This window comes from Tamlana sp. s12 (assembly GCF_016767215.1).
Taxonomy (GTDB): Bacteria; Bacteroidota; Bacteroidia; order Flavobacteriales; family Flavobacteriaceae; genus Pseudotamlana; species Pseudotamlana agarivorans.
In genome coordinates this window covers 387,721-411,870 of the sequence record NZ_CP068547.1, presented here as the reverse complement: position 1 = coordinate 411,870, position 24,150 = coordinate 387,721, and the positions used below count along the sequence as shown (strand labels likewise).

Annotated in this window: 27 protein-coding genes; 15 read left to right on the top strand and 12 right to left on the bottom strand. The window is 34.9% G+C overall.

Annotated features, from left to right (window positions below):
* The 13 genes from JJL45_RS01780 (at position 1) to tsaB (ending at position 10,985) form a co-directional block, all read left to right on the top strand.
* Positions 1 to 582, top strand: a complete 582-nt coding sequence (locus tag JJL45_RS01780; RefSeq protein ID WP_068601095.1) for a heme-copper oxidase subunit III — start codon at positions 1 to 3, stop codon at positions 580 to 582.
* A gap of 150 nt (positions 583 to 732) precedes the next feature.
* Entirely contained in the window at positions 733 to 1,713 is a 981-nt protein-coding gene (locus tag JJL45_RS01775) for a cytochrome c oxidase subunit 3 (RefSeq protein WP_068601097.1), read from the top strand.
* Between the two features lie 59 nt (positions 1,714 to 1,772).
* The gene (locus JJL45_RS01770) at positions 1,773 to 2,153 is read left to right on the top strand and encodes a cytochrome C oxidase subunit IV family protein (RefSeq protein ID WP_067145050.1); all 381 of its coding nucleotides are present in this window, start codon (positions 1,773 to 1,775) and stop codon (positions 2,151 to 2,153) included.
* Positions 2,154 to 2,273: 120 nt separating this feature from the next.
* Positions 2,274 to 2,996, top strand: coding sequence for a hypothetical protein (locus JJL45_RS01765; protein WP_068601099.1), 723 nt, complete (start codon positions 2,274 to 2,276; stop codon positions 2,994 to 2,996).
* A complete protein-coding gene (locus tag JJL45_RS01760) occupies positions 2,983 to 3,726 on the top strand; it encodes an SCO family protein (protein ID WP_068601101.1) in 744 nt (247 codons plus the stop codon). The genes JJL45_RS01765 and JJL45_RS01760 overlap by 14 nt, the downstream gene beginning before the upstream one ends.
* Before the next feature lie 22 nt (positions 3,727 to 3,748).
* Entirely contained in the window at positions 3,749 to 4,285 is a 537-nt protein-coding gene (locus tag JJL45_RS01755) for a DUF420 domain-containing protein (RefSeq protein ID WP_068601103.1), read from the top strand.
* Positions 4,286 to 4,295: 10 nt separating this feature from the next.
* On the top strand, positions 4,296 to 4,520 hold the full coding sequence (locus tag JJL45_RS01750; RefSeq protein WP_068601105.1) for a hypothetical protein: 225 nt from the start codon (positions 4,296 to 4,298) through the stop codon (positions 4,518 to 4,520).
* An 82-nt stretch (positions 4,521 to 4,602) separates the two neighbouring features.
* The gene (locus JJL45_RS01745) at positions 4,603 to 5,304 is read left to right on the top strand and encodes an ABC transporter ATP-binding protein (protein WP_067145045.1); all 702 of its coding nucleotides are present in this window, start codon (positions 4,603 to 4,605) and stop codon (positions 5,302 to 5,304) included.
* Positions 5,297 to 6,526, top strand: a complete 1,230-nt coding sequence (locus JJL45_RS01740) for an ABC transporter permease (protein ID WP_068601107.1) — start codon at positions 5,297 to 5,299, stop codon at positions 6,524 to 6,526. The genes JJL45_RS01745 and JJL45_RS01740 overlap by 8 nt, the downstream gene beginning before the upstream one ends.
* A gap of 2 nt (positions 6,527 to 6,528) precedes the next feature.
* Positions 6,529 to 7,773 carry an ABC transporter permease gene (locus JJL45_RS01735; protein ID WP_068601109.1) on the top strand — a complete coding sequence of 415 codons (1,245 nt, stop codon included), beginning with the start codon at positions 6,529 to 6,531 and terminating at the stop codon, positions 7,771 to 7,773.
* A gap of 15 nt (positions 7,774 to 7,788) precedes the next feature.
* Entirely contained in the window at positions 7,789 to 8,922 is a 1,134-nt protein-coding gene (locus tag JJL45_RS01730) for an efflux RND transporter periplasmic adaptor subunit (RefSeq protein ID WP_068601111.1), read from the top strand.
* A gap of 4 nt (positions 8,923 to 8,926) precedes the next feature.
* Positions 8,927 to 10,303: a TolC family protein gene (locus JJL45_RS01725; protein WP_202664215.1), complete on the top strand. Its 1,377-nt coding sequence runs from the start codon at positions 8,927 to 8,929 to the stop codon at positions 10,301 to 10,303.
* A 1-nt stretch (position 10,304) separates the two neighbouring features.
* On the top strand, positions 10,305 to 10,985 hold the full coding sequence (gene tsaB / locus JJL45_RS01720) for a tRNA (adenosine(37)-N6)-threonylcarbamoyltransferase complex dimerization subunit type 1 TsaB (protein ID WP_242521405.1): 681 nt from the start codon (positions 10,305 to 10,307) through the stop codon (positions 10,983 to 10,985).
* 5 nt (positions 10,986 to 10,990) lie between these two features.
* On the opposite strand, the gene JJL45_RS01715 is transcribed toward tsaB, so the two are convergent.
* The 4 genes from JJL45_RS01715 to JJL45_RS01700 all read right to left on the bottom strand — a co-directional run bounded on the left by JJL45_RS01715 (position 10,991) and on the right by JJL45_RS01700 (position 13,594).
* Positions 10,991 to 11,806, bottom strand: a complete 816-nt coding sequence (locus JJL45_RS01715) for a mechanosensitive ion channel family protein (protein ID WP_068601115.1) — start codon at positions 11,804 to 11,806, stop codon at positions 10,991 to 10,993.
* Positions 11,807 to 11,894: 88 nt separating this feature from the next.
* A complete protein-coding gene (locus tag JJL45_RS01710) occupies positions 11,895 to 12,251 on the bottom strand; it encodes a DUF1304 domain-containing protein (protein WP_068601117.1) in 357 nt (118 codons plus the stop codon).
* 189 nt (positions 12,252 to 12,440) lie between these two features.
* A complete protein-coding gene (locus tag JJL45_RS01705; protein WP_067145039.1) occupies positions 12,441 to 12,641 on the bottom strand; it encodes a dodecin family protein in 201 nt (66 codons plus the stop codon).
* Positions 12,642 to 12,691: 50 nt separating this feature from the next.
* On the bottom strand, positions 12,692 to 13,594 hold the full coding sequence (locus tag JJL45_RS01700) for a NifU family protein (RefSeq protein ID WP_068601119.1): 903 nt from the start codon (positions 13,592 to 13,594) through the stop codon (positions 12,692 to 12,694).
* A gap of 412 nt (positions 13,595 to 14,006) precedes the next feature.
* Between JJL45_RS01700 and JJL45_RS01695 the strand changes: the two genes are divergently transcribed.
* Both JJL45_RS01695 and JJL45_RS01690 read left to right on the top strand, forming a co-directional pair.
* Positions 14,007 to 15,017 carry a type IX secretion system membrane protein PorP/SprF gene (locus JJL45_RS01695; RefSeq protein ID WP_068601121.1) on the top strand — a complete coding sequence of 337 codons (1,011 nt, stop codon included), beginning with the start codon at positions 14,007 to 14,009 and terminating at the stop codon, positions 15,015 to 15,017.
* 72 nt (positions 15,018 to 15,089) lie between these two features.
* Complete coding sequence (locus JJL45_RS01690; protein WP_068601123.1) at positions 15,090 to 15,605, top strand: gamma carbonic anhydrase family protein; 516 nt, start codon at positions 15,090 to 15,092, stop codon at positions 15,603 to 15,605.
* A gap of 202 nt (positions 15,606 to 15,807) precedes the next feature.
* Here JJL45_RS01690 and murI read toward each other — a convergent pair whose 3' ends face one another.
* From murI to JJL45_RS01650, 8 genes are all read right to left on the bottom strand, one after another.
* A complete protein-coding gene (murI, locus tag JJL45_RS01685; RefSeq protein WP_068601125.1) occupies positions 15,808 to 16,587 on the bottom strand; it encodes a glutamate racemase in 780 nt (259 codons plus the stop codon).
* Positions 16,588 to 16,660: 73 nt separating this feature from the next.
* On the bottom strand, positions 16,661 to 17,161 hold the full coding sequence (locus JJL45_RS01680; protein WP_067145033.1) for an OmpH family outer membrane protein: 501 nt from the start codon (positions 17,159 to 17,161) through the stop codon (positions 16,661 to 16,663).
* A gap of 31 nt (positions 17,162 to 17,192) precedes the next feature.
* On the bottom strand, positions 17,193 to 18,260 hold the full coding sequence (locus JJL45_RS01675) for an OmpH family outer membrane protein (protein ID WP_242521404.1): 1,068 nt from the start codon (positions 18,258 to 18,260) through the stop codon (positions 17,193 to 17,195).
* A gap of 165 nt (positions 18,261 to 18,425) precedes the next feature.
* The gene (locus JJL45_RS01670) at positions 18,426 to 21,065 is read right to left on the bottom strand and encodes an outer membrane protein assembly factor (protein ID WP_068601127.1); all 2,640 of its coding nucleotides are present in this window, start codon (positions 21,063 to 21,065) and stop codon (positions 18,426 to 18,428) included.
* Positions 20,998 to 21,738, bottom strand: coding sequence for an isoprenyl transferase (locus JJL45_RS01665; protein WP_068601128.1), 741 nt, complete (start codon positions 21,736 to 21,738; stop codon positions 20,998 to 21,000). The genes JJL45_RS01670 and JJL45_RS01665 overlap by 68 nt, the downstream gene beginning before the upstream one ends.
* Before the next feature lie 2 nt (positions 21,739 to 21,740).
* Positions 21,741 to 22,427 carry a DUF6089 family protein gene (locus tag JJL45_RS01660; protein ID WP_068601130.1) on the bottom strand — a complete coding sequence of 229 codons (687 nt, stop codon included), beginning with the start codon at positions 22,425 to 22,427 and terminating at the stop codon, positions 21,741 to 21,743.
* Positions 22,428 to 22,549: 122 nt separating this feature from the next.
* A complete protein-coding gene (locus JJL45_RS01655; protein WP_068601132.1) occupies positions 22,550 to 23,437 on the bottom strand; it encodes an NAD kinase in 888 nt (295 codons plus the stop codon).
* A gap of 3 nt (positions 23,438 to 23,440) precedes the next feature.
* Positions 23,441 to 24,100: a CBS domain-containing protein gene (locus tag JJL45_RS01650; RefSeq protein ID WP_068601134.1), complete on the bottom strand. Its 660-nt coding sequence runs from the start codon at positions 24,098 to 24,100 to the stop codon at positions 23,441 to 23,443.
* Between the last annotated feature and the right edge of the window lie 50 nt (positions 24,101 to 24,150).

Here is a 24,150-nt window from a genome sequence, read left to right as displayed (position 1 = left end):
ATGGACTTAACCCAAGGGACTAAAGAAGAGAAAATTGGCAGAGCAAAAAAAATGATGCTTTGGTTTGGAATCATTTCATTGGTAATGTCTTTTGCTGGTTGGACCAGTGCCTTTGTAGTGAGTAGTAGCCGACCTGATTGGTTAAAAGATTTCCTATTGCCAAATGCCTTTTTAATTAGTACGGTGTTTATTGTAATTAGTAGTGTTACTTTTATAATGGCCAAAAAAGCTTTAAAAGCAGGCCAAAATAAAGCTACTATGCTTTGGTTGTTAGCGACACTAGTTTTAGGCGTGTTTTTTATTTATAACCAATTTGCGGGATTTCAGCAAATTATTGATTTGGGATACAATTTTACAGGGCCTACAAGTAATGTAACCATGTCGTATATTTATTTAATAGCCGTGGTTCACATTCTACACGTTGTGGTCGGGATAATTTGTTTGTTGGTTGTAATTTTTAATCAATTTAAACAACGTTATAGCGCTAGTAATATGCTCGGTTTTGAGTTAGCTCTAACCTTTTGGCACTTCATTGATATTCTGTGGGTTTACCTCTTTTTATTCCTCTACTTTGTAAGGTAATTAGTAGTGATCATTTATTTTTTTGATTATTTTAACAGCTAACTCTCAGTAAAACTGACAATTATCATAGTTTAAAATTTCAAGGCGTATATTTCGTCAGATGAATAAAATGATTATTTTTGTGCAACTTTTAAATAACAACCATTATATATGAGTACTACAGTTGTAAACGCTGGATCGGACCAAACATGGACGGGTGGTAATGAGCCTTTAAAAGCCAGTTATGGTAAAATGATGATGTGGTTTTTCATCGTTTCAGATGCATTAACTTTTTCTGGGTTTTTAGCGGCCTACGGATTTTCAAGATTTAAATTTATTGATTCATGGCCAATTGCCGATGAAGTGTTTACTCACTTTCCATTTTTACATGGTGTAGAAGCACCCATGTATTATGTGGCTTTTATGACATTTGTACTTATTATGTCGTCTGTAACTATGGTGTTAGCTGTAGATGCAGGTCATCATTTAAATAAAAGCAAAGTAACCATCTATATGTTCTTAACGATTATTGGTGGTTTGGTCTTTGTAGGTTCTCAAGCTTGGGAGTGGAACACTTTCATTAAAGGTGAATTTGGAGCTGTAAAAACAAAAGGTGGTAATATTTTACAATTTGTAGATACCGAAGGTCATCGTGTAGCCATTGGCGATTTTGCTATTGCTGACACTCATGCTGAACGTGTTCAACAGGAAAATAAAAACGGACTTTGGTTCGTGTCAGAAGGTACTTTACCAAGTTTTACTGTTGATGAAGTTTTGCATGGTTTAGAAGCAAACGATAATATTTTAGTTAGAACGCAAACTTTAACAGAAGAAGGTCATAAAACCGTACTGTCAAGAGACGAGTCTATAAAACTAGTTAAAACCTACGGCGTAAAAGTTGTTGAAGGGGCTAATCTTCATGAAAATGAATATGGGTCGCCTTTATTCGCTGATTTCTTTTTCTTCATTACAGGATTCCACGGATTCCACGTATTTTCTGGAGTAATTTTAAACATCATCATATTTTTCAACGTTGTTATTGGAACTTATGAAAGACGTAAGAGTTACGAAATGGTTGAAAAAGTGGGGTTATACTGGCACTTTGTAGATTTAGTTTGGGTATTTGTATTTACATTCTTCTACCTAGTTTAATAAAATAGATTCTTTTTTATTTCCGTGAAAACGGGAATCTAAACATAAATAGACTTAAAATGGCAACAGATCATAAATTAGAAATATTTAGAGGCGCATTAAAATTCAAATCGAATACTCAAAAAATTTGGGGTGTATTAATCTTGTTAACTATAGTAACTGTAATTGAAGTTATTTTAGGTATTATCAAGCCTGAAATCTTAATGGGTTATGTATTTGGAATGAAAGCCTTAAACTGGATTTTCATTATCCTAACCATTGTAAAAGCTTATTATATCACTTGGGATTTCATGCACATGCGTGATGAAACTCCAGGATTAAGACGTGCTGTTGTTTGGACAGCCATCTTTTTAATAGCTTACTTGGTATTTATTTTATTACAAGAAGGTGGTTATGTATTTAGCGTATATGATGAAGGCTATATAAAAAGAGATTTTTAAGAATTAAATAGCGCTTGATAGCGTATAGACTAAGTGTTAAATAGAGTTGTAAGGTGGTTTTTTTAACCACCTTTTTCTATTTTTGCAGAGCTTTAAAAAAGGCTGTAAAAAGGATGGTTAATGGATTATAAAAAAGTAAGTCGCTATGTGATTTTAGGAATATTATTTTTCCTTCCCGTCACATTTTTATTGTTTTTGTACCCCGCTACTCATAACTATCAGCCTTTAGATATTGTAAATGAATCGGTGGTAGATTTGGAGCATTTTATTTCAGATTCCGATACGCCAATCGTTCTTAAAGACCATATTACGGTATTAGGCTTTTTGGGTGCTCAGCCTTTAGGCAAAACCATTGCAGCTTCTAATTTAAAGGAATTAGTTTACGATAAATTTAAAGGTTTTAAGCGCTTTCAAATTGTTATATTAATGCCAAGAGGTACTGAGGAAGCCGTTAAAAAATTACAAGCCGAAATTAACTCCTACGAAGATATGCGGTTCTGGCATTTTGTCTTTGGCGAACCTCAGGATATTAAACGGGTGTTTTATAGTTTAAAAAGTACTGAGGACCTTGATGCCGATTTAGCAACCGACTATATCTTTTTGGTTGATAAAGACCTGAATCAGCGCGGACGATTGGATGATAGAACCGATCCTGAAATCGAGAAAAATAAACCCGTATACCGATTAAACGCATATAACTGTATTGAGGTGGCCGAAATTAAAAATAAAATGAGTGACGATTTGCGTATTGTTTTTACCGAATACCGTCAAAAACGCAAAGGGGAGTTTAATTCGGATACCAGACGTGCAAACGATTTAAATAGTCAAAATGAAGAAAAATAACTATTCATACATTGGCATTGCCTTTATTATTCTGGTTTTTGGAATTCTTTTCATTCCTAAAATTGTAGATAGAATTACCAATAAGGATGTCATTAGAAACGAAAGCAGAAGTAATTCTGTCAAAGAAAATCCGGCTCAAACATCTGATTTAGCATTCATCGAAATCAATGGAGAGGCTAAAAAGGTACCTCATTTTTCTTTTACCGATCAAAATGGTAACACGATTACGAATAAAGATTATGAAGGTAAAGTTTACGTTGTAGAATTCTTTTTCACGACTTGTCCAACCATTTGTCCGCGTATGAATGCCAACCTCGTTCAAATTCAAAATACTTTTGAGGGTTTTGAGGACTTTGGAGTGGCTTCTTTTACTATAAACCCCGATTACGATACCCAAGAAGTACTTAAAGCTTACGCTGAAAATTATGGTATTACAAACCCAAATTGGCATTTAATGACTGGCGATAAAGACGCTATTTACAAATTGTCTAACGAAGGTTTTAATCTTTATAGCGCTCAAGATGAAGAGGCCGCTGGTGGCTTTGAACATTCAGGAAATTTTGCTTTAGTTGATAAAAATGGTTTCATCCGTTCAAGAAAAGATGATTTTGGAAATCCGATTATCTATTACAGAGGCATCGTTTCAGAAAAGGAACAGGTAGATGAAGACGGTGTGAAAGAAGAAATTAGTGCCCTAAAAGCCGATATTAAAAAATTATTAAACGAGTAGTTATAACCTACAATTACAGAATATGAGTAACTCAAGTATGATGCTGAATGAAAAAAAGTATAACAGATTAATTATTGTATTGTCTGTACTAATACCTGTTGTGGTTGCTATTTTGTTTGGAGTTAAAATTCCTAACGTCGAGCCCTTATCGTTTTTGCCACCAATTTATGCATCGATCAATGCGTTTACCGCTTTAGTGCTTGTTTTAGCTTTTTTAGCGATTCGAAAAAAGAATGTGAAGCTGCATAAACAACTAATGATTTTTGCCATAGTTCTGTCAACATCCTTTTTAGTGATGTATGTGGCATATCATATGACTAGCGATTCTACAAAATTTGGAGGCGAGGGTCTTATAAAATATGTTTATTATTTCATTTTGATAAGCCATATTATTTTATCTATCGTAGTGATTCCTTTTGTATTGATTACTTTTTTACGCGGACTCACCAATCAGGTGGAAAGGCATAAAAAAATAGCGAAAATTACTTTTCCGTTATGGTTATATGTAGCTATTACCGGAGTGATTGTTTATATTATGATTTCTCCTTACTACGTTTAAAACGGTTTACATGAGAACACGGGTTTTAATAATATTATTTTTTTGTGCTAGCTTGTTTCAAACTTCAGCACAGTGTGCCATGTGTCGGGCCGTTTTAGAAACAGCCGAAGGGCAGTCTGCTGCAGAAGGCATTAACGATGGTATTGTGTATCTCATGGCTATACCATACGTGTTAGTGGCGGGAATGGGTTATTTTGTTTATAGAAAGTACCGTACGCTAAAAAAGGAAGGCTAAAATTTTTTTTATGTTGTATTGTAACATTTCTTTGTGTTGTTAGTCTTATTGTAAAGTCTTTAGCCAAAAAACTTAAATAGAAATGTTGAAAATCAGCGAACTTCACAAGTCCTACAAAATAGGCGATTCCAGTTTACATGTTTTAAAAGGTATCGATCTTTCTGTTGAAGCAGGCGAGATGGTTGCTATAATGGGGTCTTCAGGTTCCGGAAAATCAACACTACTTAATATTATAGGCATGCTAGATGAAGCCGATGAAGGCGAGTATATTTTAGATGGCTTACCTATAAAAAACCTCACAGAAAAAAAAGCTGCAGTTTATAGAAACAAGTTTTTAGGATTTATTTTTCAATCCTTCAACTTAATCAATTATAAAAATGCGCTCGAAAATGTTGCTTTACCACTGTATTATCAAGGCTTAAAACGTAAGGAACGCCTAGAAAAGGCTGCTTTTCATTTAGAAAAAGTAGGACTTTCAGCTTGGGCACATCATTTACCTAAAGAGCTTTCTGGAGGTCAAAAACAACGTGTGGCCATTGCAAGAGCTTTAGCTGCAAACCCAAAACTACTTTTAGCAGATGAACCTACAGGTGCATTAGATACCAAGACATCGCATGAAATTATGGCTTTTATTCAACATCTTAATGATGAAGGTAAAACCATTTTAATGGTAACGCATGAAGAAGATATTGCTAATATGTGTAAACGTATTGTTCGCTTACGCGATGGGATAATTCTTGAAGATACCATTGTAAACCAGGTTAGAGCAGAGCAGTATGTTTGATATCGATCTTTGGCGCGAAATATTTCAAAGCATCAATAAAAACCGAACACGTAGTTTGATGTCCGGATTTACTGTAGCTTTTGCTATTCTACTTTTTGCCATACTTTTTGGTATCGCAAACGGATTAAAAAACACTTTTAAGGAGGCTTTTGGTACCGATGCGAATAATTCCATAATGATTTTCCCTGGACGTACTACAAAAGCTTATAAAGGGTTACAGGTAGGAAGACAAATTCAGTTTAAAAATGAAGATCGCGCGCTTATTAAAGAGAAATACGGAGATAAAGTACAGTTTATCACATCCAAAGTCAATAAAAGTGTCAGTGCTTCTTATCGCGGTGAAAAAAATAATTATGAGCTGCGAGGGGTGTACCCCGAATTTATGTTTATTGAAAACAATGTGGTTAAATCGGGACGGTATATTAATCAGAATGACTTAGATAATAAAGCTAAAGTCGTGGTCATAGGTAAATCTGTTGAAGATGATTTGTTCTATAAAGAAAACCCCATTGGTAAATACATTAACCTGAGCGGTATTCAATATAAAATCGTTGGGGTCTTTACTGATGATGAAGGCGATAGTGAAGAAAGTGTGATTTATATGCCCATTACAACCGCACAGTTTGTTTATGGCAATAATGATTTTATAGACTTACTGCATCTCACTTATAATCCTGAAATGTCTAACGATCAAGCCTTAGCTTTTGGGAATTCCATTAAAAAAGTTTTAAAAGATAAATTTGATGTTGCTAGAGACGACCAACGTGCCATCCGAATGAGGAACATGGCCGAAGGCACCAAAAAAGTGGAACTCATGACTTCAAGTTTAACCGTTATTATCCTAGTTATTGGTTTCGGCACCCTTATCGCAGGAATTGTGGGGATAAGCAATATCATGATTTTTGTGGTTAAGGAGCGCACTAAAGAAATCGGTATTCGTAAAGCACTAGGAGCTACACCGCGTTCTATTGTGTCGATTATTTTAATCGAGTCGATTATCATAACTACCATAGCAGGTTACATCGGACTGTTAATAGGCGTTGGTGTATTGGAACTTGTAGGGCCAAGTTTGGAAGCCTATTTTATAAAAGATCCTGGAGTTAGTAACAGTTTAGTGGTTGGTGCTACTCTTACACTTATTGTCGCGGGTGCTATTGCGGGTTATTTACCAGCTAAAAAGGCGTCAGAAATTAAACCTATAATAGCTTTAAGAAACGATTAACGATGTTCAGATTTTTATTCGATAGAGATACATGGCAAGAAGTTTTTGATAGCTTGAGTAAAAATAAACTGAGGTCTATTTTAACTATGGTAGGTGTCTGGTGGGGAATTTTATTATTAATCGGTCTGTTAGGTTCAGCTAGAGGCTTAGAAAACTCATTTAACAGATTGTTTGGCGATTTTGCCACGAATACTGTTTTTATATGGGGGCAAAATACCGGGAAACCATTTAAAGGGTTTCAAGAAGGTCGTCGTGTTAATTTAACGCTCACTGATGCTAAAAAAATCGAAGAAAATGTTCAAGGTGTCGAATTTGTATTGCCTCGGAGTCAGCAATCAACAGTCATCACTAGAAACTTTTTGTCTGGCAGTTTTCAAATGGCTGGTGATTACCCCTTACTGGATCAATTACAGAAGAAGAAGTTAATTCACGGGCGTTTTATTAATCAAAGTGATATTCACGATCGAAAGAAAATTGCAGTGATTTCTGAAGATGCCTATAAGCAACTATTCGAAGTTGATGAAGATCCTATCGGAAAGTATTTAGATGTTAATGGCATTAATTTTATGGTAGTTGGTATGTTTGAAACAGGAGATGTCAACATGGGACCTGCAACCGATGTGCACATTCCATTTACTACTTTTCAACAGATTTACAATAAGGGCGATCAAATTGGTTGGATGATGATAACGGGAAAACCCGAATACAATATCAAACAAATTGAAGCCGATACTAAATTATTACTTAAGAATCTAAACCACATTCATCCAGAGGATACTAGAGCCTTTGGTAGTTTTAATTTGGGTAAAGAATTTGCAAAAGTGACAGGCTTTTTAACAGGCATGCAGTTTTTAACTTGGTTTGTAGGTATTGCGACTTTAATTGCAGGTGTTTTTGCTATTGGAAATATCCTTTTAATCACCGTAAAAGAACGTACAAAAGAAATTGGATTACGGCGAGCCCTTGGAGCGACACCGTTTGAAATAAAGAGACAAATTGTGGTTGAGGCCGTTTTTATCACTTTAGTAGCAGGTATTATAGGAATTATTTCTGGCGGATGGATACTCATAGCCTTAGATCACTTTTTTGGTCAGGGTGAAGATGCTGCCATCGTGAACGCTTCAGTTTCCATAACGGTCGTTTTCGTAGCCTTAGCCATATTAGTGGTTTTAGGAACTTTAATCGGACTAATTCCTGCATCCAAAGCCACTAGCATTAAACCCATTGAAGCATTAAGAGAAGAATAAATAATAAGCAACACAATGAATAAAACCGTAAAAATTATTTTAGTCATAGTCGTTATTGTACTATTAGCTTTTGTATTAAAATATTTTAAAGATTCAAATTCCAAAGACATCTTGGAATATCAGGTTGAGGAACCTTTTTATACCTCGATAAATACCAAGGCAGTGGCTACGGGAAAATTAAATCCCGAAGAAGAAATTGAACTAAAACCCCAAATTTCTGGAATTGTCGATGAAATTATGGTAGAAGAAGGCGATGTTGTAGCGAAAGGCGATTTAATAGCTACTATTCGTGTGGTGCCAAATGAGCAAAATTTAGTAAGTGCAAAAAGTAGAATTACGACTGCTAAGTTATCTTATGAAAACTCGAAAATTTTGTACGACCGAAACAAAAATTTATACGATAAAGGGGTGATTTCAAGACAGGATTTTGAAAATAGCGAGTTGTCTTTTATGCAAGCCAAGGAAACCTATCATCAGGCGCAAAACGATTATCAGATTATAAAGCAAGGATCGGTGTCTGGTGGAGCGACTTCAAACACCAGTATTGTAGCGCAAATTGCTGGTACAATTTTAGAAATCCCTGTGCGTGAAGGTAATCAAGTTATTGAAAGTAATAATTTTAACGACGGTACAACCATTGCTACTATCGCCGATATGAGCAAGATGATTTTTGAGGGTAAAGTTGACGAAGCCGAAGTTGGAAAAATTAAAGAAGGCAAAGAAATAAAAGTAGTATTAGGTGCGATTCAAGATGAAGAATATCCTGCAGTCTTAACGTTTGTTGCTCCTAAAGGGGTAGAAGAAAATGGCGCGGTACAGTTTACTATAAAGGCCGACGTAAAAATTGAAGGCAAATCGAATATTAGAGCAGGCTATAGCGCTAATGCAGAAATAGAATTGGAGAATAAAGAAAAGGTTTTAGCCATTCGGGAAGCCTTATTACAATACAACCGTATTACCGAAAAGCCTTTTGTAGAAATTTTAGATGGTGAAAACAAATACAAAAAACAAGATGTCGAGCTTGGTTTGTCCGACGGTATCGATGTTGAGATAGTAAAAGGGGTGAAAGAAGGTGATAAAATTAAAGTTTGGAACAAAGCTTCAGAAGATAATGAAGACGAAGCAGGTCGTAAAGGAGGAAAACATTAATCATATGAAAATTCTAAAATATAAAATATTATTAGGTTGCTTCTTAGTAGCTTCCGTGTCGATCGCTCAGGAAAAATTATGGACACTTCAGGATTGTGTTAATTATGCACTAGAAAATAATATTTCTGTAAAACAAACAGAATTAGATACCCAAGTTGCCGATCAAGATTTAGTAAGTGCAAAGGGAAAGTTTCTACCAAATTTAAATGGGTCTGCTTCACAAAATTATAACTTTGGTTCTTTTATTGGTCAAGATGGAAACCGTGTTTCTAGAGATTCTCGTGGTAACAACTTTGGATTAAATTCTAGTGCTGTTTTATTTAATGGCTTTCAAAACACAAATATTTATAAACAGGCAAAGTTAGGTATTCAATCCAGCCAGTTACAGTTGTCTATTTTGAAAGATAACATTTCGCTAAATGTTGTAAATCAATATTTAAACATTATGCTTAATCGTGAGAATTTAAAAGTGGCACATGAGCAAGTCGAGATTACCACGAAACAAGTTAATCAAATACAGGAACTGGTGAATTCTGGTGTTCGCGCTAAAGTCGATTTATACGAAGTGAAGGCGCAATTGGCAAGCGATCAAGAGCAGTTAATTAATGCTGAAAACAGTTTAGAACTAGCCAATTTGGCCTTAGCGCAATTGTTACAAATCCCAAATGAAGGTTTTGAGGTAAGTGCTATGGAAATAGAATTGCCATATGTTGTTTTAGAACATAAGAGTGCTTCTGAGATCTATGATTTTGCACTGTCAAACAGGCCTGAAATTAAGGTTGCAGAACTAAATATAGAAGATGCAGAATTAGGGACTAATATTGCTAAAAGTAGTTTTTATCCAACTTTAAGTTTTGGCGCTGGTTTAGGAACGTCGTATCAGCATTTTCAAGGTCAGGAAGATTTAAGACCCATTATAGATCCTTCAGATCCAAATAATATTATTCTTGTAGATAATGGTTTCGGTCAGCAATTAGAAGATAATTTAGGTTATAACTTCGGGTTTAGTTTGAATATTCCTATTTTCAACAGATTTCAAACTAAAGTCAATGTTAACAAAGCTGAAATCAACGTTAAAAAATTAGAATATTCTTTAGAACAAGAGAAGCAAGATTTAAGAACCAATATAGAACAAGCTTACGCCGATGCTAAGGCCGCATTTAATCAATATCAAGCCTCAAAAGCGTCGTTGGATGCTCAAACAGAGTCTTTTAAAAATGCCGAGGAAAGCTATAAATTAGGCGTTATGAACTCTTTTGATTTTGAACAGGTTCGAAACCGATTGGTAAATTCAAAATCCAACATTATAAATGCCAAATACAATTTTGTTTTTAAGACAAAAGTTTTAGACTTTTACATGGGAAAACCTTTAACAGATTAACGTGAGCACATACATACTTAACATTGAAACAGCAACCACTAATTGCTCGGTAGCTTTGTCTAAAAATGGTAAAACTATTGTTTTAGAAGAAGACAATGATAAAAATTATTCGCATGCCGAACGCCTTCATGTGTATATCGATACGGTTTTAAAGGAAGGGAACATTACTGCTGAAGATTTATCAGCGATATCAGTCAGTAAAGGACCAGGTTCTTATACCGGATTGCGTATTGGTGTTTCAGCAGCAAAAGGTCTTGCTTATGCCCTAAACAAGCCTTTAATAGCGGTTCTTACGCTAGAAGCATTAGCGCAACAAGTTAAGGCTGAAAGTGGTGTTATTGTAGCCATGTTAGATGCTAGACGTATGGAAGTGTACTCGGCCGTTTATGATATGGATTATCATGTGGTACGGGAGACACAAGCCCAAATTTTAGATGAATCGTCTTTCATAGAAAATTTAGAACAAGGATTGGTTTATTTTGTTGGAAGCGGTGTAGAAAAAACAAAAACCATAATTCAGCATCCCAATGCGCGTTTTATAGAGGGCAAATTACCATCGGCCAATTATATGGGTGAGATCGCTAATATGAAGTACAAAAAAAGCGACACCGAAGATGTCGCTTATTTTGAACCTTATTACTTGAAAGATTTTGTGGCTTTAAAGCCAAAACCAAAGTCTTAAAAGTATTAAGACTCTTTATGAATTTCAACTTGATGTGGGTAAGGAATTTCAATTCCAGCTGCATCAAGGGCTTCTTTTACGTTTTCAGTAATATCAAAGTACACGGTCCAATAGTCTCCAGAAGCACACCATGGTCTCACTGCAAAGTTTACCGAACTATCAGCTAATTCAGAAACATTAACTGTTGGTGCAGGTTCTTCAATTACTAATGGATGTGCTTTTAAAACATTCATTAATACTTCTTTAGTCTTTTTGATATCTGAAGCGTAATCAACACCAAAAGTTAAATCTACACGACGTGTTCCTGCAACCGTATAGTTTACAATATTTCCGTTAGATAAAGATCCATTAGGAATAATAATTTCTTTGTTTGATAAACCTGTAAGTTTGGTAGTAAAAATGGTAATTTCTTTAACGCCACCAATTTCACCTTGAGCTTCAATAACATCACCAACTTTAAAAGGTTTAAAAATCATAATAAGCACACCTCCAGCAAAGTTTGAAAGCGATCCTTGTAAGGCTAAACCAACAGCCAAACCAGCAGCAGCAAGAATAGCGGCAAATGATGTTGTTTCCACACCTAAAGTGCCTAGCACAACGATTATTAATACGATTTTAAGGCCCCAACTAGCAAGATTGGATAAGAAACCTTGGAGACTTTCGTCGTAGTTTCCTTTAGACATTACTGTTCTTATGCCTTTTAAAAGTTTTGAGATAACCCAAGAACCAATGATCCATATAACTATGGCTCCTATTAGTTTAAGTCCGTAATCTACGGCTAAAGCCATCCAGGCTTCAAAGTCAATTTTTTCTAATTCCATCATGTTGTTTAAAAATTAAGTTTGGATCAAAAATATTAACAATTCGGAACAATTCTTCTATGAAACGATAAAAAATAGTTAAGTTTCATTAAAAAAAGACGAAAAACAGAAAAACAAGTATGGCAGGAAGTGCCTGTACAAAAAAGATGACTTTATTTTTTGTAGAATAAAAACCATAAATACCTGCAACAGCAATACAAATTAGAAAAAAAGAAGCAAGTCTTTCGGAGTTTTCATAAATAGAAAACCATAACCCAGCAGCTAAAAAGCCATTATAAAGTCCTTGATTTGCTGCTAATACTTTCGTGTTTTGAGCAAATTCTTTTGATTCTAATTTAAAAGCTTTAATGCCTTTAGGTTTATCCCAGAAAAACATTTCTAGAATTAAAAAATAAAAATGTAAAAAGGCTATGAAGCTTAAAAGGATGATTTGGATGATTGTCATGAGTGATTTGGTCGTTTTTAATGACGTTGTATAAAAAAAAGGCTGCCTTAAAAGTTATTTTTACGTCAATCTAAATTTATTTCAGATTCTCATAATAATTGAATTTCAATGTTATGAGATTCTGTGTCGAGCACAGAATAACGATTGGTTTAACTTTTAAGACAGCCTCTTTGATTTTTTTGAAACGGTCTAATCTACCTCAAAAGTGATCTTCACATTGACTCTAAATTCCGTTACTTCACCGTCTTTTACGTTAGCGCTATGATCTTGAACATACACAGATCGGATGTTTTTCAACGATTTTGAAGCGTGTTTAACGGCTTGTTTGGTTGCATCTTCCCAGCTTTTTTCTGAGTTTGCTAAAATTTCAATTACTTTTAATACTGCCATGATTTTTGTTTATTTAAGTTGAATCTTAAAGTTAACAAAAATAATTGGGATTATCCGTTAATTGCTTCAACCATAGCGACTTTTCCTGGAAGCATTTCTTTTAGCATGTTCTCAATACCACTTTTTAGGGTATAGGTTGACGAAGGACAACCGCTACAAGCCCCTTGAAGCAGGACACTAACGTTTTTAGTATCGGCGTCGTATGATATGAATTGAATGTTACCACCATCACTCGCTACAGCTGGTTTAACGTATTCTTCAAGAATATTTATAATTTCCTTTGAAGTATCGTCTAACGATTCGAAATGGCTATCTAATTGCTGATTTGTTTTTTCTAAACTTTCAGCAGCATTTGCCACAACGATTTCCTTTCCGTTTTCAATAAACGATCTAATAAACTCTCTAACTTCAATAGTAACATCTTGCCACTCGGCCATATCATATTTAGTAATAGATACGTAGTTTTCATCCAAAAACACACTTTTTACAAATGGGAAATGAAACAATTCAGTCGCTAATGGCGATAATTTCGCTTCATCGATACTTGTGAATTCAAAAAGGGCGTTCACTATTTTTTTATTAGCAACAAACTTCATTACCGAAGGGTTAGGCGTGCTTTCAGCGTATACAGTAACAGGTACTTTTTTAGCAGTGGTCGTGTCTTCAATTACAATACCACCATCATTAAGATAGGCTTCAATTTGTTCGGCTACTTCATCCTGTACATCATTCCACTCTACAATATTATAGCGTTCTACAGCAATAAAATTCCCGGATATATATACCTTTTTTACAAATGGTAAATAAAATAATTGCTGTGCTAAAGGTGAGGCCTTAGCTTCGTCGATATTATTAAACTCAAAACTTTGGTGTTGCGTAATAAATTGATTGACTTCAAATTTTACAATCGCATTATTTGTGGTCTCTTGCACGGAAACTTTAAAAGTGTTCATTTTATCTATTTTTTGCAAAAATACGAAAACTAAATGTGAGCATTAAATATATTTGAAAGGCTTTCGATATTTCTAAATTTCGATATTATATGGAAAAATTATCAAGTTGTTCGTTCCAATATGATTTGATGTTGTGATGCGTTTCACAGTAATTTCAAAGCAGATATGGTACTATATTCAGAGGGGGTTTTTGGGGGAATTCTTATTAAATTCATGAATTTTACTACCTAAAGCGTAAAAACAGATATAATATTCCTAACAAATTTCGTTTATTACACACTAATATAGCGAAGGTGTTGAAAGGTAATAAGTTGTATTGCCTTTTTAATAATTTACATATAGAAATGTGGCTTATTTTTTATGTAAATACGTTATGTTTGTCAATTAATTAAACAAAGACTACTTTTATATTATGAAACTAAACCACGTTATTCTTGCGGTTGTAGCTCTACTAAGCTTTCAATTTGTAAGGTCCCAGGAAGGAATGCCCATTTATTCCGATTATTTAAGTGATAATTATTATTTAATTCACCCTTCGATGGCTGGTGCCGCTAATTGTGGTAAAATTCGAGTAACAGGTAGACAGCAGTGGTTTGGGCAAGACAATGCTCCTAAATTATTAACAGTAAGTGCTAATAGTAAAATTGGTGAATCGCAATCGGCAATTGGTGGTATTGTTTATACTGATAAAAATGGCTACCATTCGCAAACGGGAGGTTATTTAACTTATGCACATCATCTTATGTTTTCTAGAAGTGCAACCGACTTAAACATGCTTTCTTTTGGTTTAAGTGCTGGGTTTATTCAGTATAAATTGGATGAAACCGAGTTTTTAAACGATTTGCCAGTTCGTGATCCTAATATCGATGGAATTGTACAAAGTGATGCCAATTTTAATTTAGATTTTGGGTTTTCATACTTTTACTTAAACTTTTATGCTCATGCTACCGTTAAAAACTTACTTAATAATTCCGGTATTAATAACGATCTTGAAATTACAAGTAACCTAAGACGTTTTTTATTTTCAACAGGTTATGTGTTTAACCGACCAGGGAGCTCTTGGTCTTTTGAGCCATCGACGTTATATCAATATAAGGCGGGTACAAAGGAAAATATTATCGATATCAATGCTAAGGTTTATAAGCAAATGGATTTCGGACAATTCTGGGCAGGTTTATCATATCGTCAAAGTCTAGATGGTGCTGAGTATCTTACAGAATCAGGAAATGTAGATAGCCAAAAACTTAATCAAATCACGCCTATTGTTGGTGTAAATTACAATCGTTTTATGTTTGCTTATACTTACACCTACCAAACCAACGATATTGTATTTACAAATGGTGGATTTCATCAATTTTCTTTAGGTTATGACTTCAATTGTGCTCCTAAGCGTTACGAGTGTCATTGTCCTGCTGTTAATTAGAATTAAGAGACTAGAACCAAGAGCCAAGATTTTAAATGCCAATAACTATTAACCAATAACCCTATAGTCAGCATGCCTGTAATAAAATCCGTAAATGGCAAATCGCCTCAAATTCCAGAAGATTGTTTTGTAGCCGAAAATGCCACCATTGTTGGAGATGTTACCATAGGTAAACAAAGCAGTATTTGGTTTAGTGCTGTAGTTCGTGGCGATGTTAATTACATTAAAATGGGAGATAAGGTGAACATACAAGATGGTGCTGTAATTCATGCTACGTACCTCACTGCACCCACCAATATTGGTAATAATGTGTCTATAGGACATAATGCTCTGGTGCACGGTTGTACCATTCACGACAATGTCCTTATTGGTATGGGGAGTATCGTTATGGACGGTTGCGTTGTTGAAAGCAATAGTATTATTGCGGCTGGTGCTGTAGTCACTAAAAATACTAGAGTAGAGGCTGGCAGTATCTATGCTGGTGTACCTGCTAAAAAGGTTAAGGATGTAAGTCCAGAGTTACTGTCGGGCGAAATTAACCGTATTGCCGATAACTACATTAAATATTCTAGTTGGTTTAAAGAATAAACAGCAATACTTTAAGTATAAGCTCCTAGGGTTGTTTTTTAGGGCGTTACCACAAGGGTCGCGTTTTCCACTATATCTTTTTTGGTTATGTTTTTGTAGCTTTTTTAGTATTTTGATTCAAAATGAAGGTATAGAAGCTACAATTGTAGTTACCCAGCCAAAAAAGGATGCCGTTGCGACCGCTAACGCAAAATCTCACCTTTTAAAAGTCCAGATAAGAAATATCATTAGACGCCCCCAAAAGCGTTGTAATAACCTGAGGATTCGCATTTGTAAATAATGTTGATTTGCCTTTTTTAGTAGACTGGTTTAGTAAATTGTGTTGAATTAAAACGGCTTTCGTTTGTCTAGCAACCGCTTCACCAGAATCTATAATTTTTATGCATTTAGGTAATATCTTTAAAAGTATTGGGATAAGGTAAGGGTAATGGGTACAACCTAAAACAAGGTAATCTATATCGGCATCAATCATGGGTTTAAGGTATACTTCTAGCAGTCCTGTCATGGCTTCAGAGTGTAGTTTTCCGTCTTCAATAAGTTCTACAATACCATGCCCTTCTTGTTCTATAATTTTAGAGTCACTAGCGAATAAATGAGCCGTTTTATGGAAAAGCTCACTACTTAAAGTACCTTTTGTGGCCAAAATACCTATAGTATGTGTTTTGCTGTTTAATGCGGCTGGTTTAATGGCTGGTTCTATACCTATAAAAGGTGTTTCGTAATTTTTCCGAAGGTAATCTATAGCGTTTGTTGTAGCCGTATTACAAGCCACTACAATAAGTTTACAACCTTGCACGATTAAATATTCTGTGTTTTTAATGCTGAGGTCTATAATGGCCTGTTTCCCTTTAGGGCCATATGGGGCATTCTTACTATCGGCTAGATAAATCATATTTTCGTGCGGTAACAAGGCTTGGATTTCTTTCCAAATGGAAGTCCCCCCAACACCAGAATCGAAAATGCCAATAGGTTGTTTGCTCATAGTTTAACAAAAATAAAAAAGCTGCCTATACAAGGCAGCTTTTGTTTTAATTTATTCTGATAAATTTAAAAAATTAGATTCCTAATTTTTTCTTCACGTCGGCTAAAATGTCTTTTCCGTCAGCAACGATTAAAGAAGCTCTATCTACTACGTAATCGTAACCTTGAGCTTTAGCAACTTCTTGAATAGCTTTCATCGCTTTCTCTTGGATAGGCTTAAATAACTCAGCTTCTTTTTTAGCGATGTCTTGTTGAGCATCAGCTCTAAACTGCTGAATACGTTGTTGTTTTTCTTGTAATTCTAAACCTCTTTTTTGGTTTTCTTCATCTGTTTTTGTTGCAGCTTCAGCTTCGTATTGTTTTACTGTGTTTTGGTACTCAGTAATAGAAGCTTGAATATCTGTTTGGTATGTTTTACCTAAAGTTTCAATCTCTGTTTGAGCCGCTTTAGCTTCTGGCATTGCTGCGATTAACTCTTGCGTATTTATATGTGCAATCTTGCTTTGTGCTTGAGTAAAACTAACTGTTGCAATACAAAATGCAGTTGCTAATAAGAGATTTTTTAATTGTTTCATTTTTAATAGTATTAAGTGTGTTATAAATTGATTATTTGTTTTGGTTTATACTGTCTCTTGCGCGTTGGCGCTCTTCTAATATTTTACGTTTTCTTTCTTCTAATTCTTTTTTTCTAGCTTCTCGATCGGCGAGTTTCTTTTGTCTGTTTTCTTCTATGAGTTGTTCTCTAGTTTTGGTTTCTGGAGCATTTTCCTTAGCGGTTTCTCCAGATTCTTCAATGTTATCACCGACTTCACTTTCTTCTTGTGGTGTAACACCGTTTCTAGCATCTAACTTGGCTTGACGTTCACGTTCTCGCTCTTCAATGATTTTCTGACGTCTTTCTAGAGCTTCTTGTTTTTTTGCTTCTCTAGCAGCCAAAACTTCTCGTTTTCGAGCTTCGGCAGCACTTTCACGAGCTTCAAGTTCCTCATTTATTTCTGGAACCAGTTCTTCTTGTTCGGCCGCTTTACGCTCTGTTCGGTTTTGTGCTTGATTTCTTTTTGCAGTTCTTGAAATACTTCTTAAAATCTGCTCGCTTAAATCATAACGTTTTGCCGAGAATAACATAGTGGCATCCGAAGATTTATCGAAAATAAAATCATATTTTTTACCTTCTGCGATATCTTGTACTGCCGAAAAAATTTGATCTTGTATCGGTTGCATTAATTGCTTTCTTTGAATGAACAAATCACCATTTGGACCAAATCGCTTTTGTTGATAGTCTAAAATTTCACTTTCTTCAAAATCGATATCCTCTTCGCGTTCATGAATCAGTTCTTCAGTTAAAAGAACCTTTTCAGTGGTTAGGTCTTTTCTTTTTTGTTCAACAGCTTGCAGCTTTTCATGGATTTCATTTTTCCATTTCTCAGCTTTTTGGTTTAACTGTTTCGTGGCTTCTTGATATTCGGGTACATTTTCTAAAATATATTCGGTATCAATATAGCCTATTCTAACCCCACGCTGGGCATGTAAATTAAAACATGCCGTAAAAATTAATATCAGTAAAAAAAGAACGTTGCTTTTATGTTTTGTCAACATGTTTCTAATTTGGGTAACAAATAACGGGCTTATAATGTCATTTTTAAATGTTGTGTTTTTTAACAAGGCTCGTTTCATTTGGTTAATGTTTAGTGTTTGGTTTTAAAGTTTTAAAAGGTTAAATAATGACGCCTTTTAAAATACAATCTTCAAAATTAACGAAATATAATCTTAAAAATTTTAATTCCCATGCAAAACATTAAAGTGTTATTAGAAAATATCGTGCCACAATAAATTAAGTTTTTAAAATTGTTGCCCAATAATAAAATGTGTTTCCCATCCATTACTTACTGTTGTTCCTGGAATTGGATCAAATCCATAACCAAAATCAATGCCTAATAATCCAAATGCAGGCATGAAAATTCTTAGTCCTACACCAGCTGATCGATTTAAATCGAAAGGATTATAATCTCTAAAACTATCATAGGAGGCTCCAGCTTCGGCAAAACCTAAAGCAAATATTTTAGCCGAGGCTTTTAATGTTATTGGGTAACGTAATTCTAATGAAAACTTATTGTAAATAGTACCTCCGTCTTGGCCAGATAAGGAATTGTTTGGGTAACCACGTAATTGGATAGTTTCCCTACCGTCTAAACTGTAATTTCCTAAACCATCACCACCAACGAAGAAACGCTCAAAAGGAATAACCCCTCTATCATTATTGTAAGCCCCTAAGAACCCAAATTCTGTGCTTGGTCTTAAGACTAAATCTTTAGCAATTTGTGTAAACCATTCGGCTTTAAACTTTATTTTGTAAAATTCCAGCCACTTGTAACGTTCTTGGTCTATTTCAGAGATTCTTTCGTTCGCAGCTAGAACTTCGTCAGGCTGTGTACCCGGTAGATTTCTTATGATATCATTTTCCTCTCGTTCTATTTTTAACGCTTCATAATCCACATTGTTAAAGAGTGAATATGGTAAAGTAAGTTTAGCACTTACCGAGTAACTCGATCCTCCTGTTGGATAAATAGGATCTACACTGGTGTTATTTCTACTAAGTCCAATAGTGTACGAAAGGTTGTTCGAGTAACCGTCACCAAATTCAAAAAGTCCTGTGTTGTAGTTGTTCAAATCATAACGTTGGTAACCAACAGCCTGCGAAAGCGTAAAGAAATCATCTGGAACACTTAAACGTTTTGCTAAACCGAAAGTAATACCTGTAATGTTAAAACTTCTACTTTTGTCTACCTCGTAAGTGTATGGATTCTGTCCGAACTGTTTCGTATGCGATAAAGAAGCCGAAAACTGTACAGGCTTTTTGCCTCCTAACCAAGGTTCCGAGAACGAAAAACTGTAGGTTTGGTAAAACTGACTGGCTTGTAAACGAAGCGCTAGTTTTTGACCATCACCCATAGGAATTGGTTTATAGGCGTCCTTTTTAAAGATATCTTTTATAGAAAAGTTATTAAAGGATAGTCCTAAAGTACCAATAAATCCACCACCACCGTAGCCACCTTGTAATTCAATTTGACTAGATCCTGTTTCCTTAACCGAGTATTCCATATCTATAGAGCCCTCAACAGGATTTGGGTTTAGGAAGTTTGGCGTTAACTCTTGGGCATCAAAAAATCCTAACTGTCCAAGTTCTCTCACCGTACGAACCACATTTGCTTTACTATATAATTCTCCCGGACGTGTACGTATTTCTCGATAGATCACGTGATCGTTTGTTTTGTCGTTTCCAACAACGCTTACATTGTTGAAATAGGCTGGTTTTCCTTCAGAAATTCTAATTTCAGTATCAATAACATGATTTTCAACATTCACCTCCACCGAGTTGATACTTGAGAATAAATACCCGTTATTTTGATACTGATTGGTAATATCGAAGGCATCTGGCTTGGAGTTGTCAGCAATACGTTCCTGTAAAAGGATACTGTTATAAACATCACCTTTGTTAATTCGTAGTAATCGTTTTAAATATAAATCGCTGTAAACGGTATTTCCAATAAAATTGATTTCACCAAATTTATATTGTTCTCCTTCGGTAACATTGATTTGAAGTGATATGGTTTTATCGTCGTTAACGATAAGGCTGTCCGATATAATTCGGGCATCTCTATAACCATTTTTCTTATACGTATCAATAACATGACCTAAATCGGCTTGATATGCAGAATCGATAAATTTAGAGCGTTTCCAAATGCGTAAACGATTTCTTTTTTTCGTGCTTTTCATACTAGCACGAAGTTTTTTATCCTCTAAAACCTCATTACCATTAAATGTAATATCTTTAATCTTTACTTTGGCACCCCTATCGATGTTTAATACCATATTCACGCGTTGCGTATCAATAGAATCTTTAACTTCAATAGTGTTTATGTGTACTTTGGTATTATAATAACCGTCCTTTTTATATTTTTTAGTAAGGAAGTTTTTGGTTGTAGTAATTAAGTTTTCAGTAACCTTTACACCTTTATTAAGGTTGTTTTCTTTAATAATTTCGTCTTGCTTCCCTTTTTTAACACCGTTAATTCTAAGTTCGTTAAGCTGAGGTAAATCAGAAAGCCTAATTTGTAGCGTCACAACGTTACCTTCTATATTGGTAACATAAACTTCAATGTCGTTAAAAAGTTTAGAATTCCAAAGTTTCTTAATGGCGTTACTAATTTCTTCTCCAGGAATGTATATTTCTTTGCCTTTACTTAAACCGGAATATGTGATAATGGTTTGCTCGCTAAAGGTTGTATTTCCTTCTACAGATATCTCGCCAAGTGTATACTTTGTGTTAGGGTTTTGTGCTTCAATAATAAAGCTGCCTATAAAAAGAATTATAGAGGTACAATATTTCAAAAGTGTTAATACAGAAGGTGTATTAACTAAGTTGGTCGCTGGTTTTCCCAAATCGTCGTTCTCTTTTTTGATATTCAATAATAGCTTCATACAAATGTTGTCTGGTAAAATCTGGCCATAGCACACTTGTAAAATGTAATTCGGCGTAAGCAATTTGCCACAACAAGAAGTTACTTATGCGCTGTTCTCCGCTGGTTCTGATAAGTAAATCTACATCTGGCAAATTTTGCGTGTAAAGATGCTCATTAATAATTGATTCATCAATATTTTCGGGCGAAATTATATTATTTTTAACTTTATTGCTAATTTCTTTTACAGCGTTTACTATTTCATCTCTTGAGCCATAGCTAAGTGCAAGAGTAAGAGTCATTCGCGTGTTGTCTTTGGTTGATTCAATAGCAGATGAAAGCTCTTCAAAAACTTTTTTAGGTAGGGTTTTTAAACAGCCTATAGCAGAAAGTTTGATATTATTTTTTTGAAGGGTCTTTAATTCTTTTGTTAAAGATGAGACTAAAAGTTTCATAAGAGCTTTAACTTCTAGCTTTGGGCGATTCCAGTTTTCTGTTGAAAAGGCATAAAGCGTGAGGTTTTCTATGCCAAGTTCGGCACAAGCTTCTACGGTTTTTCTTACTGTTTTGGTGCCATTTTCATGTCCAAAAGCACGAATCATACCTTTTTGCTTCGCCCAACGACCATTGCCATCCATAATTATGGCAATATGTTTTGGTAAAGCGTCGGCTATTATATTATTTTTTAAATCCATTTTTATTTCACACAATAACATGGGTTTTGTCCAAACGTATAGGTTAGGGTAAGCCCAGAAAACATGTACCAGTCGTTATTGTTTATATTTCCAAATTGGTATTGCTGTAAATTGTCGGAACTCGGCATACTACCATCAATTTCATCGGTAAATGTATAGCGAGCACCTACTTCTATACCAACAACAAAATTTCCAATTATTTTGGCTTTTACACCTATGGCCATGGGGATAGCAAAATCCCAACTTGATTTGTTTTCTGACGTTTGACTTCCGTTAACAAAATAGTAATTATCATAATGTACCGTGCTAATACCACTATATAGGTAAGGCGTAAATTCTTTTTTTCCGGAATGTAAATCGAAATCTAAAAAGGTGAATTCCATTCCAGCAGAGATTTCTAATAGGTTAGAATCAAAGTCATAATCACGTTGAATACGTCTTGGGTCTTCTGATTTGGAGTCGTATGCTTTTAAATCGGAATAGATAATCGACGCTCTCCAAGAGTGTCTGGTACTTCTGTTCCATCTGTATAGGAGACCCAGTGCTGGGGCGTTTGGCGCGATGTATTCCGTAGAACCAACATCACCAATTAAATTACTGCCTCCTGCAAAACCACCAATTTCGTGAATTTGTGCTTCACAAAAATGGATGCTTAAAATGCTTATTATCAATAGGGTTAAATGCCTCATAAAAATTCAAAAGTTTGCAAATATAATAAATAAGATTAGTTTGTAGTACATTGAACTAAATAGTCTTAGTGTAAAACAGCATTTCTATATAATTATTGCTTTTATAAGTGTAGATAGTTAGGTTAGTTGTTGCGTTTGTCTTCTCCCCAAAGTAGTTTTTTTCTTAAAGTAATTAGGAAGCTTTCGTCTAGAAGATCAATCATTTTTATTTTGAAATCGGCTTTTTTAATTTTTATTAAAGTCCCGTTATCAAGTGTGGCAATTCTCGAATCTAAAGATACTAAATGGTTTTCTTCTCGACCGCTAACCCTGAGGTGAACTTCGGTAGAATCTGGTATAATTAGGGGGCGGGCACTTAAGTTGTGAGGCGCAATGGGTGTTAAAACAAAGCTGTTGGTACTTGGTGTAATTACCGGGCCCCCACAGCTTAAGGAATATCCTGTGGATCCCGTTGGTGTTGATAAAATTAATCCGTCACTCCAATAGGAGGTTAAATATTCGCCATCCAAATGAGTCTCCACGGTAATCATGGATGTGGTATTTTTTCGGCTAACCGCAACTTCGTTCAGCGCAAAATTCATCGCGCTAATGTCTTTATTTTCCGGTGTTGTTTCCACAGCTAATAAACTACGCTCCGATATTTTGTAATTGCCATCAATAATATTTTGCATGGCGTTTTCAATCACATCGACCTGAATGGTAGCTAAAAAACCAAGGCGTCCTGTATTGATACCAATAATTGGAATGTCAATATCTTTAACAAAGGTGATGGCTCTTAAAATGGTTCCGTCTCCTCCAATACTTACTAAAAAATCGAAAGAAGTATCTAGAGTATCAAAAGTTTTAAAGGAACTGAAATCGTTTATTTGAGCCGAATTTTCTTTTATAAGGTTGAAAAAATGGGTTTCGATATAAGCATCGATGTTTTTTTTCAAGAGATAATTGAATAATCTTTCTACTGAAACAGAGGTGTTTTTATTGTAAAATCGTCCGAAAACGGCAACTTTCATATATTATATGTTTAAGTATTTTTTTAAATAATCTGAACGCTCTTTTAGGGTTTCAATATAACCATCTTGTTCATGTCCAGATACGATATTATAGCTATACCTTCTAAAGGTTTGAATAACGTCTGTAATATCTGTTTGTCCAATTTTGAGAGTGATTTGGGTTAAATCACTGCTCATTCTAGAAATAAAAGCTCCGAGTATTTTACCGCCATTAGATTCAACAATCTGACTAATTTCACTAAACGAGTAGTCGTTGGTGCCTTTTTCGATCACTAAAACTCCGCCAGACTCCGTGAAAAATGGAGAGTCACTAAATAAACTAATAATATCGTTAAGCTCGTAGTAGCCCAAATACTCATTTTTATCGTTTAGCACCGGCATTATATTGGTAGAGTTTTTGGCAAAAGCCTCTAAAACATCCAACCATAATGTGGTGTCTTGAACAAAAAAACCTTCAATTGAATATTTGTACTCCGTTAAGGATTTAGTTTTCTCAAAACAATAGGCATCGGCTTCAGAAAAACTGCCAACAAAAGCATTGTTTTCATCACTAACAGGGATATGAGAAAAGGTTAGTTGGTTGAAAAGTAACTGTAAATCACTCACCTTGCTCTCTATCTCCAAAGGCTTTATATCGTTTATAATATATTCTGAGAGTTTCATAATTCCTGTTGAATTGGACTGCAAATTAATCAAAAAAAAAGTATGATAGG

Coding starts and splice junctions, on each gene's coding strand:
- JJL45_RS01780 (WP_068601095.1), top strand. CDS start 1: ATGGACTTAACCCAAGGGACTAAAGAAGAGAAAATTGGCAGAGCAAAA.
- JJL45_RS01775 (WP_068601097.1), top strand. CDS start 733: ATGAGTACTACAGTTGTAAACGCTGGATCGGACCAAACATGGACGGGT.
- JJL45_RS01770 (WP_067145050.1), top strand. CDS start 1,773: ATGGCAACAGATCATAAATTAGAAATATTTAGAGGCGCATTAAAATTC.
- JJL45_RS01765 (WP_068601099.1), top strand. CDS start 2,274: ATGGATTATAAAAAAGTAAGTCGCTATGTGATTTTAGGAATATTATTT.
- JJL45_RS01760 (WP_068601101.1), top strand. CDS start 2,983: ATGAAGAAAAATAACTATTCATACATTGGCATTGCCTTTATTATTCTG.
- JJL45_RS01755 (WP_068601103.1), top strand. CDS start 3,749: ATGAGTAACTCAAGTATGATGCTGAATGAAAAAAAGTATAACAGATTA.
- JJL45_RS01750 (WP_068601105.1), top strand. CDS start 4,296: ATGAGAACACGGGTTTTAATAATATTATTTTTTTGTGCTAGCTTGTTT.
- JJL45_RS01745 (WP_067145045.1), top strand. CDS start 4,603: ATGTTGAAAATCAGCGAACTTCACAAGTCCTACAAAATAGGCGATTCC.
- JJL45_RS01740 (WP_068601107.1), top strand. CDS start 5,297: ATGTTTGATATCGATCTTTGGCGCGAAATATTTCAAAGCATCAATAAA.
- JJL45_RS01735 (WP_068601109.1), top strand. CDS start 6,529: ATGTTCAGATTTTTATTCGATAGAGATACATGGCAAGAAGTTTTTGAT.
- JJL45_RS01730 (WP_068601111.1), top strand. CDS start 7,789: ATGAATAAAACCGTAAAAATTATTTTAGTCATAGTCGTTATTGTACTA.
- JJL45_RS01725 (WP_202664215.1), top strand. CDS start 8,927: ATGAAAATTCTAAAATATAAAATATTATTAGGTTGCTTCTTAGTAGCT.
- JJL45_RS01715 (WP_068601115.1), bottom strand. CDS start 11,806: ATGGAATTAGAAAAAATTGACTTTGAAGCCTGGATGGCTTTAGCCGTA.
- JJL45_RS01710 (WP_068601117.1), bottom strand. CDS start 12,251: ATGACAATCATCCAAATCATCCTTTTAAGCTTCATAGCCTTTTTACAT.
- JJL45_RS01705 (WP_067145039.1), bottom strand. CDS start 12,641: ATGGCAGTATTAAAAGTAATTGAAATTTTAGCAAACTCAGAAAAAAGC.
- JJL45_RS01700 (WP_068601119.1), bottom strand. CDS start 13,594: ATGAACACTTTTAAAGTTTCCGTGCAAGAGACCACAAATAATGCGATT.
- JJL45_RS01695 (WP_068601121.1), top strand. CDS start 14,007: ATGAAACTAAACCACGTTATTCTTGCGGTTGTAGCTCTACTAAGCTTT.
- JJL45_RS01690 (WP_068601123.1), top strand. CDS start 15,090: ATGCCTGTAATAAAATCCGTAAATGGCAAATCGCCTCAAATTCCAGAA.
- murI (WP_068601125.1), bottom strand. CDS start 16,587: ATGAGCAAACAACCTATTGGCATTTTCGATTCTGGTGTTGGGGGGACT.
- JJL45_RS01680 (WP_067145033.1), bottom strand. CDS start 17,161: ATGAAACAATTAAAAAATCTCTTATTAGCAACTGCATTTTGTATTGCA.
- JJL45_RS01675 (WP_242521404.1), bottom strand. CDS start 18,260: ATGAAACGAGCCTTGTTAAAAAACACAACATTTAAAAATGACATTATA.
- JJL45_RS01670 (WP_068601127.1), bottom strand. CDS start 21,065: ATGAAGCTATTATTGAATATCAAAAAAGAGAACGACGATTTGGGAAAA.
- JJL45_RS01665 (WP_068601128.1), bottom strand. CDS start 21,738: ATGGATTTAAAAAATAATATAATAGCCGACGCTTTACCAAAACATATT.
- JJL45_RS01660 (WP_068601130.1), bottom strand. CDS start 22,427: ATGAGGCATTTAACCCTATTGATAATAAGCATTTTAAGCATCCATTTT.
- JJL45_RS01655 (WP_068601132.1), bottom strand. CDS start 23,437: ATGAAAGTTGCCGTTTTCGGACGATTTTACAATAAAAACACCTCTGTT.
- JJL45_RS01650 (WP_068601134.1), bottom strand. CDS start 24,100: ATGAAACTCTCAGAATATATTATAAACGATATAAAGCCTTTGGAGATA.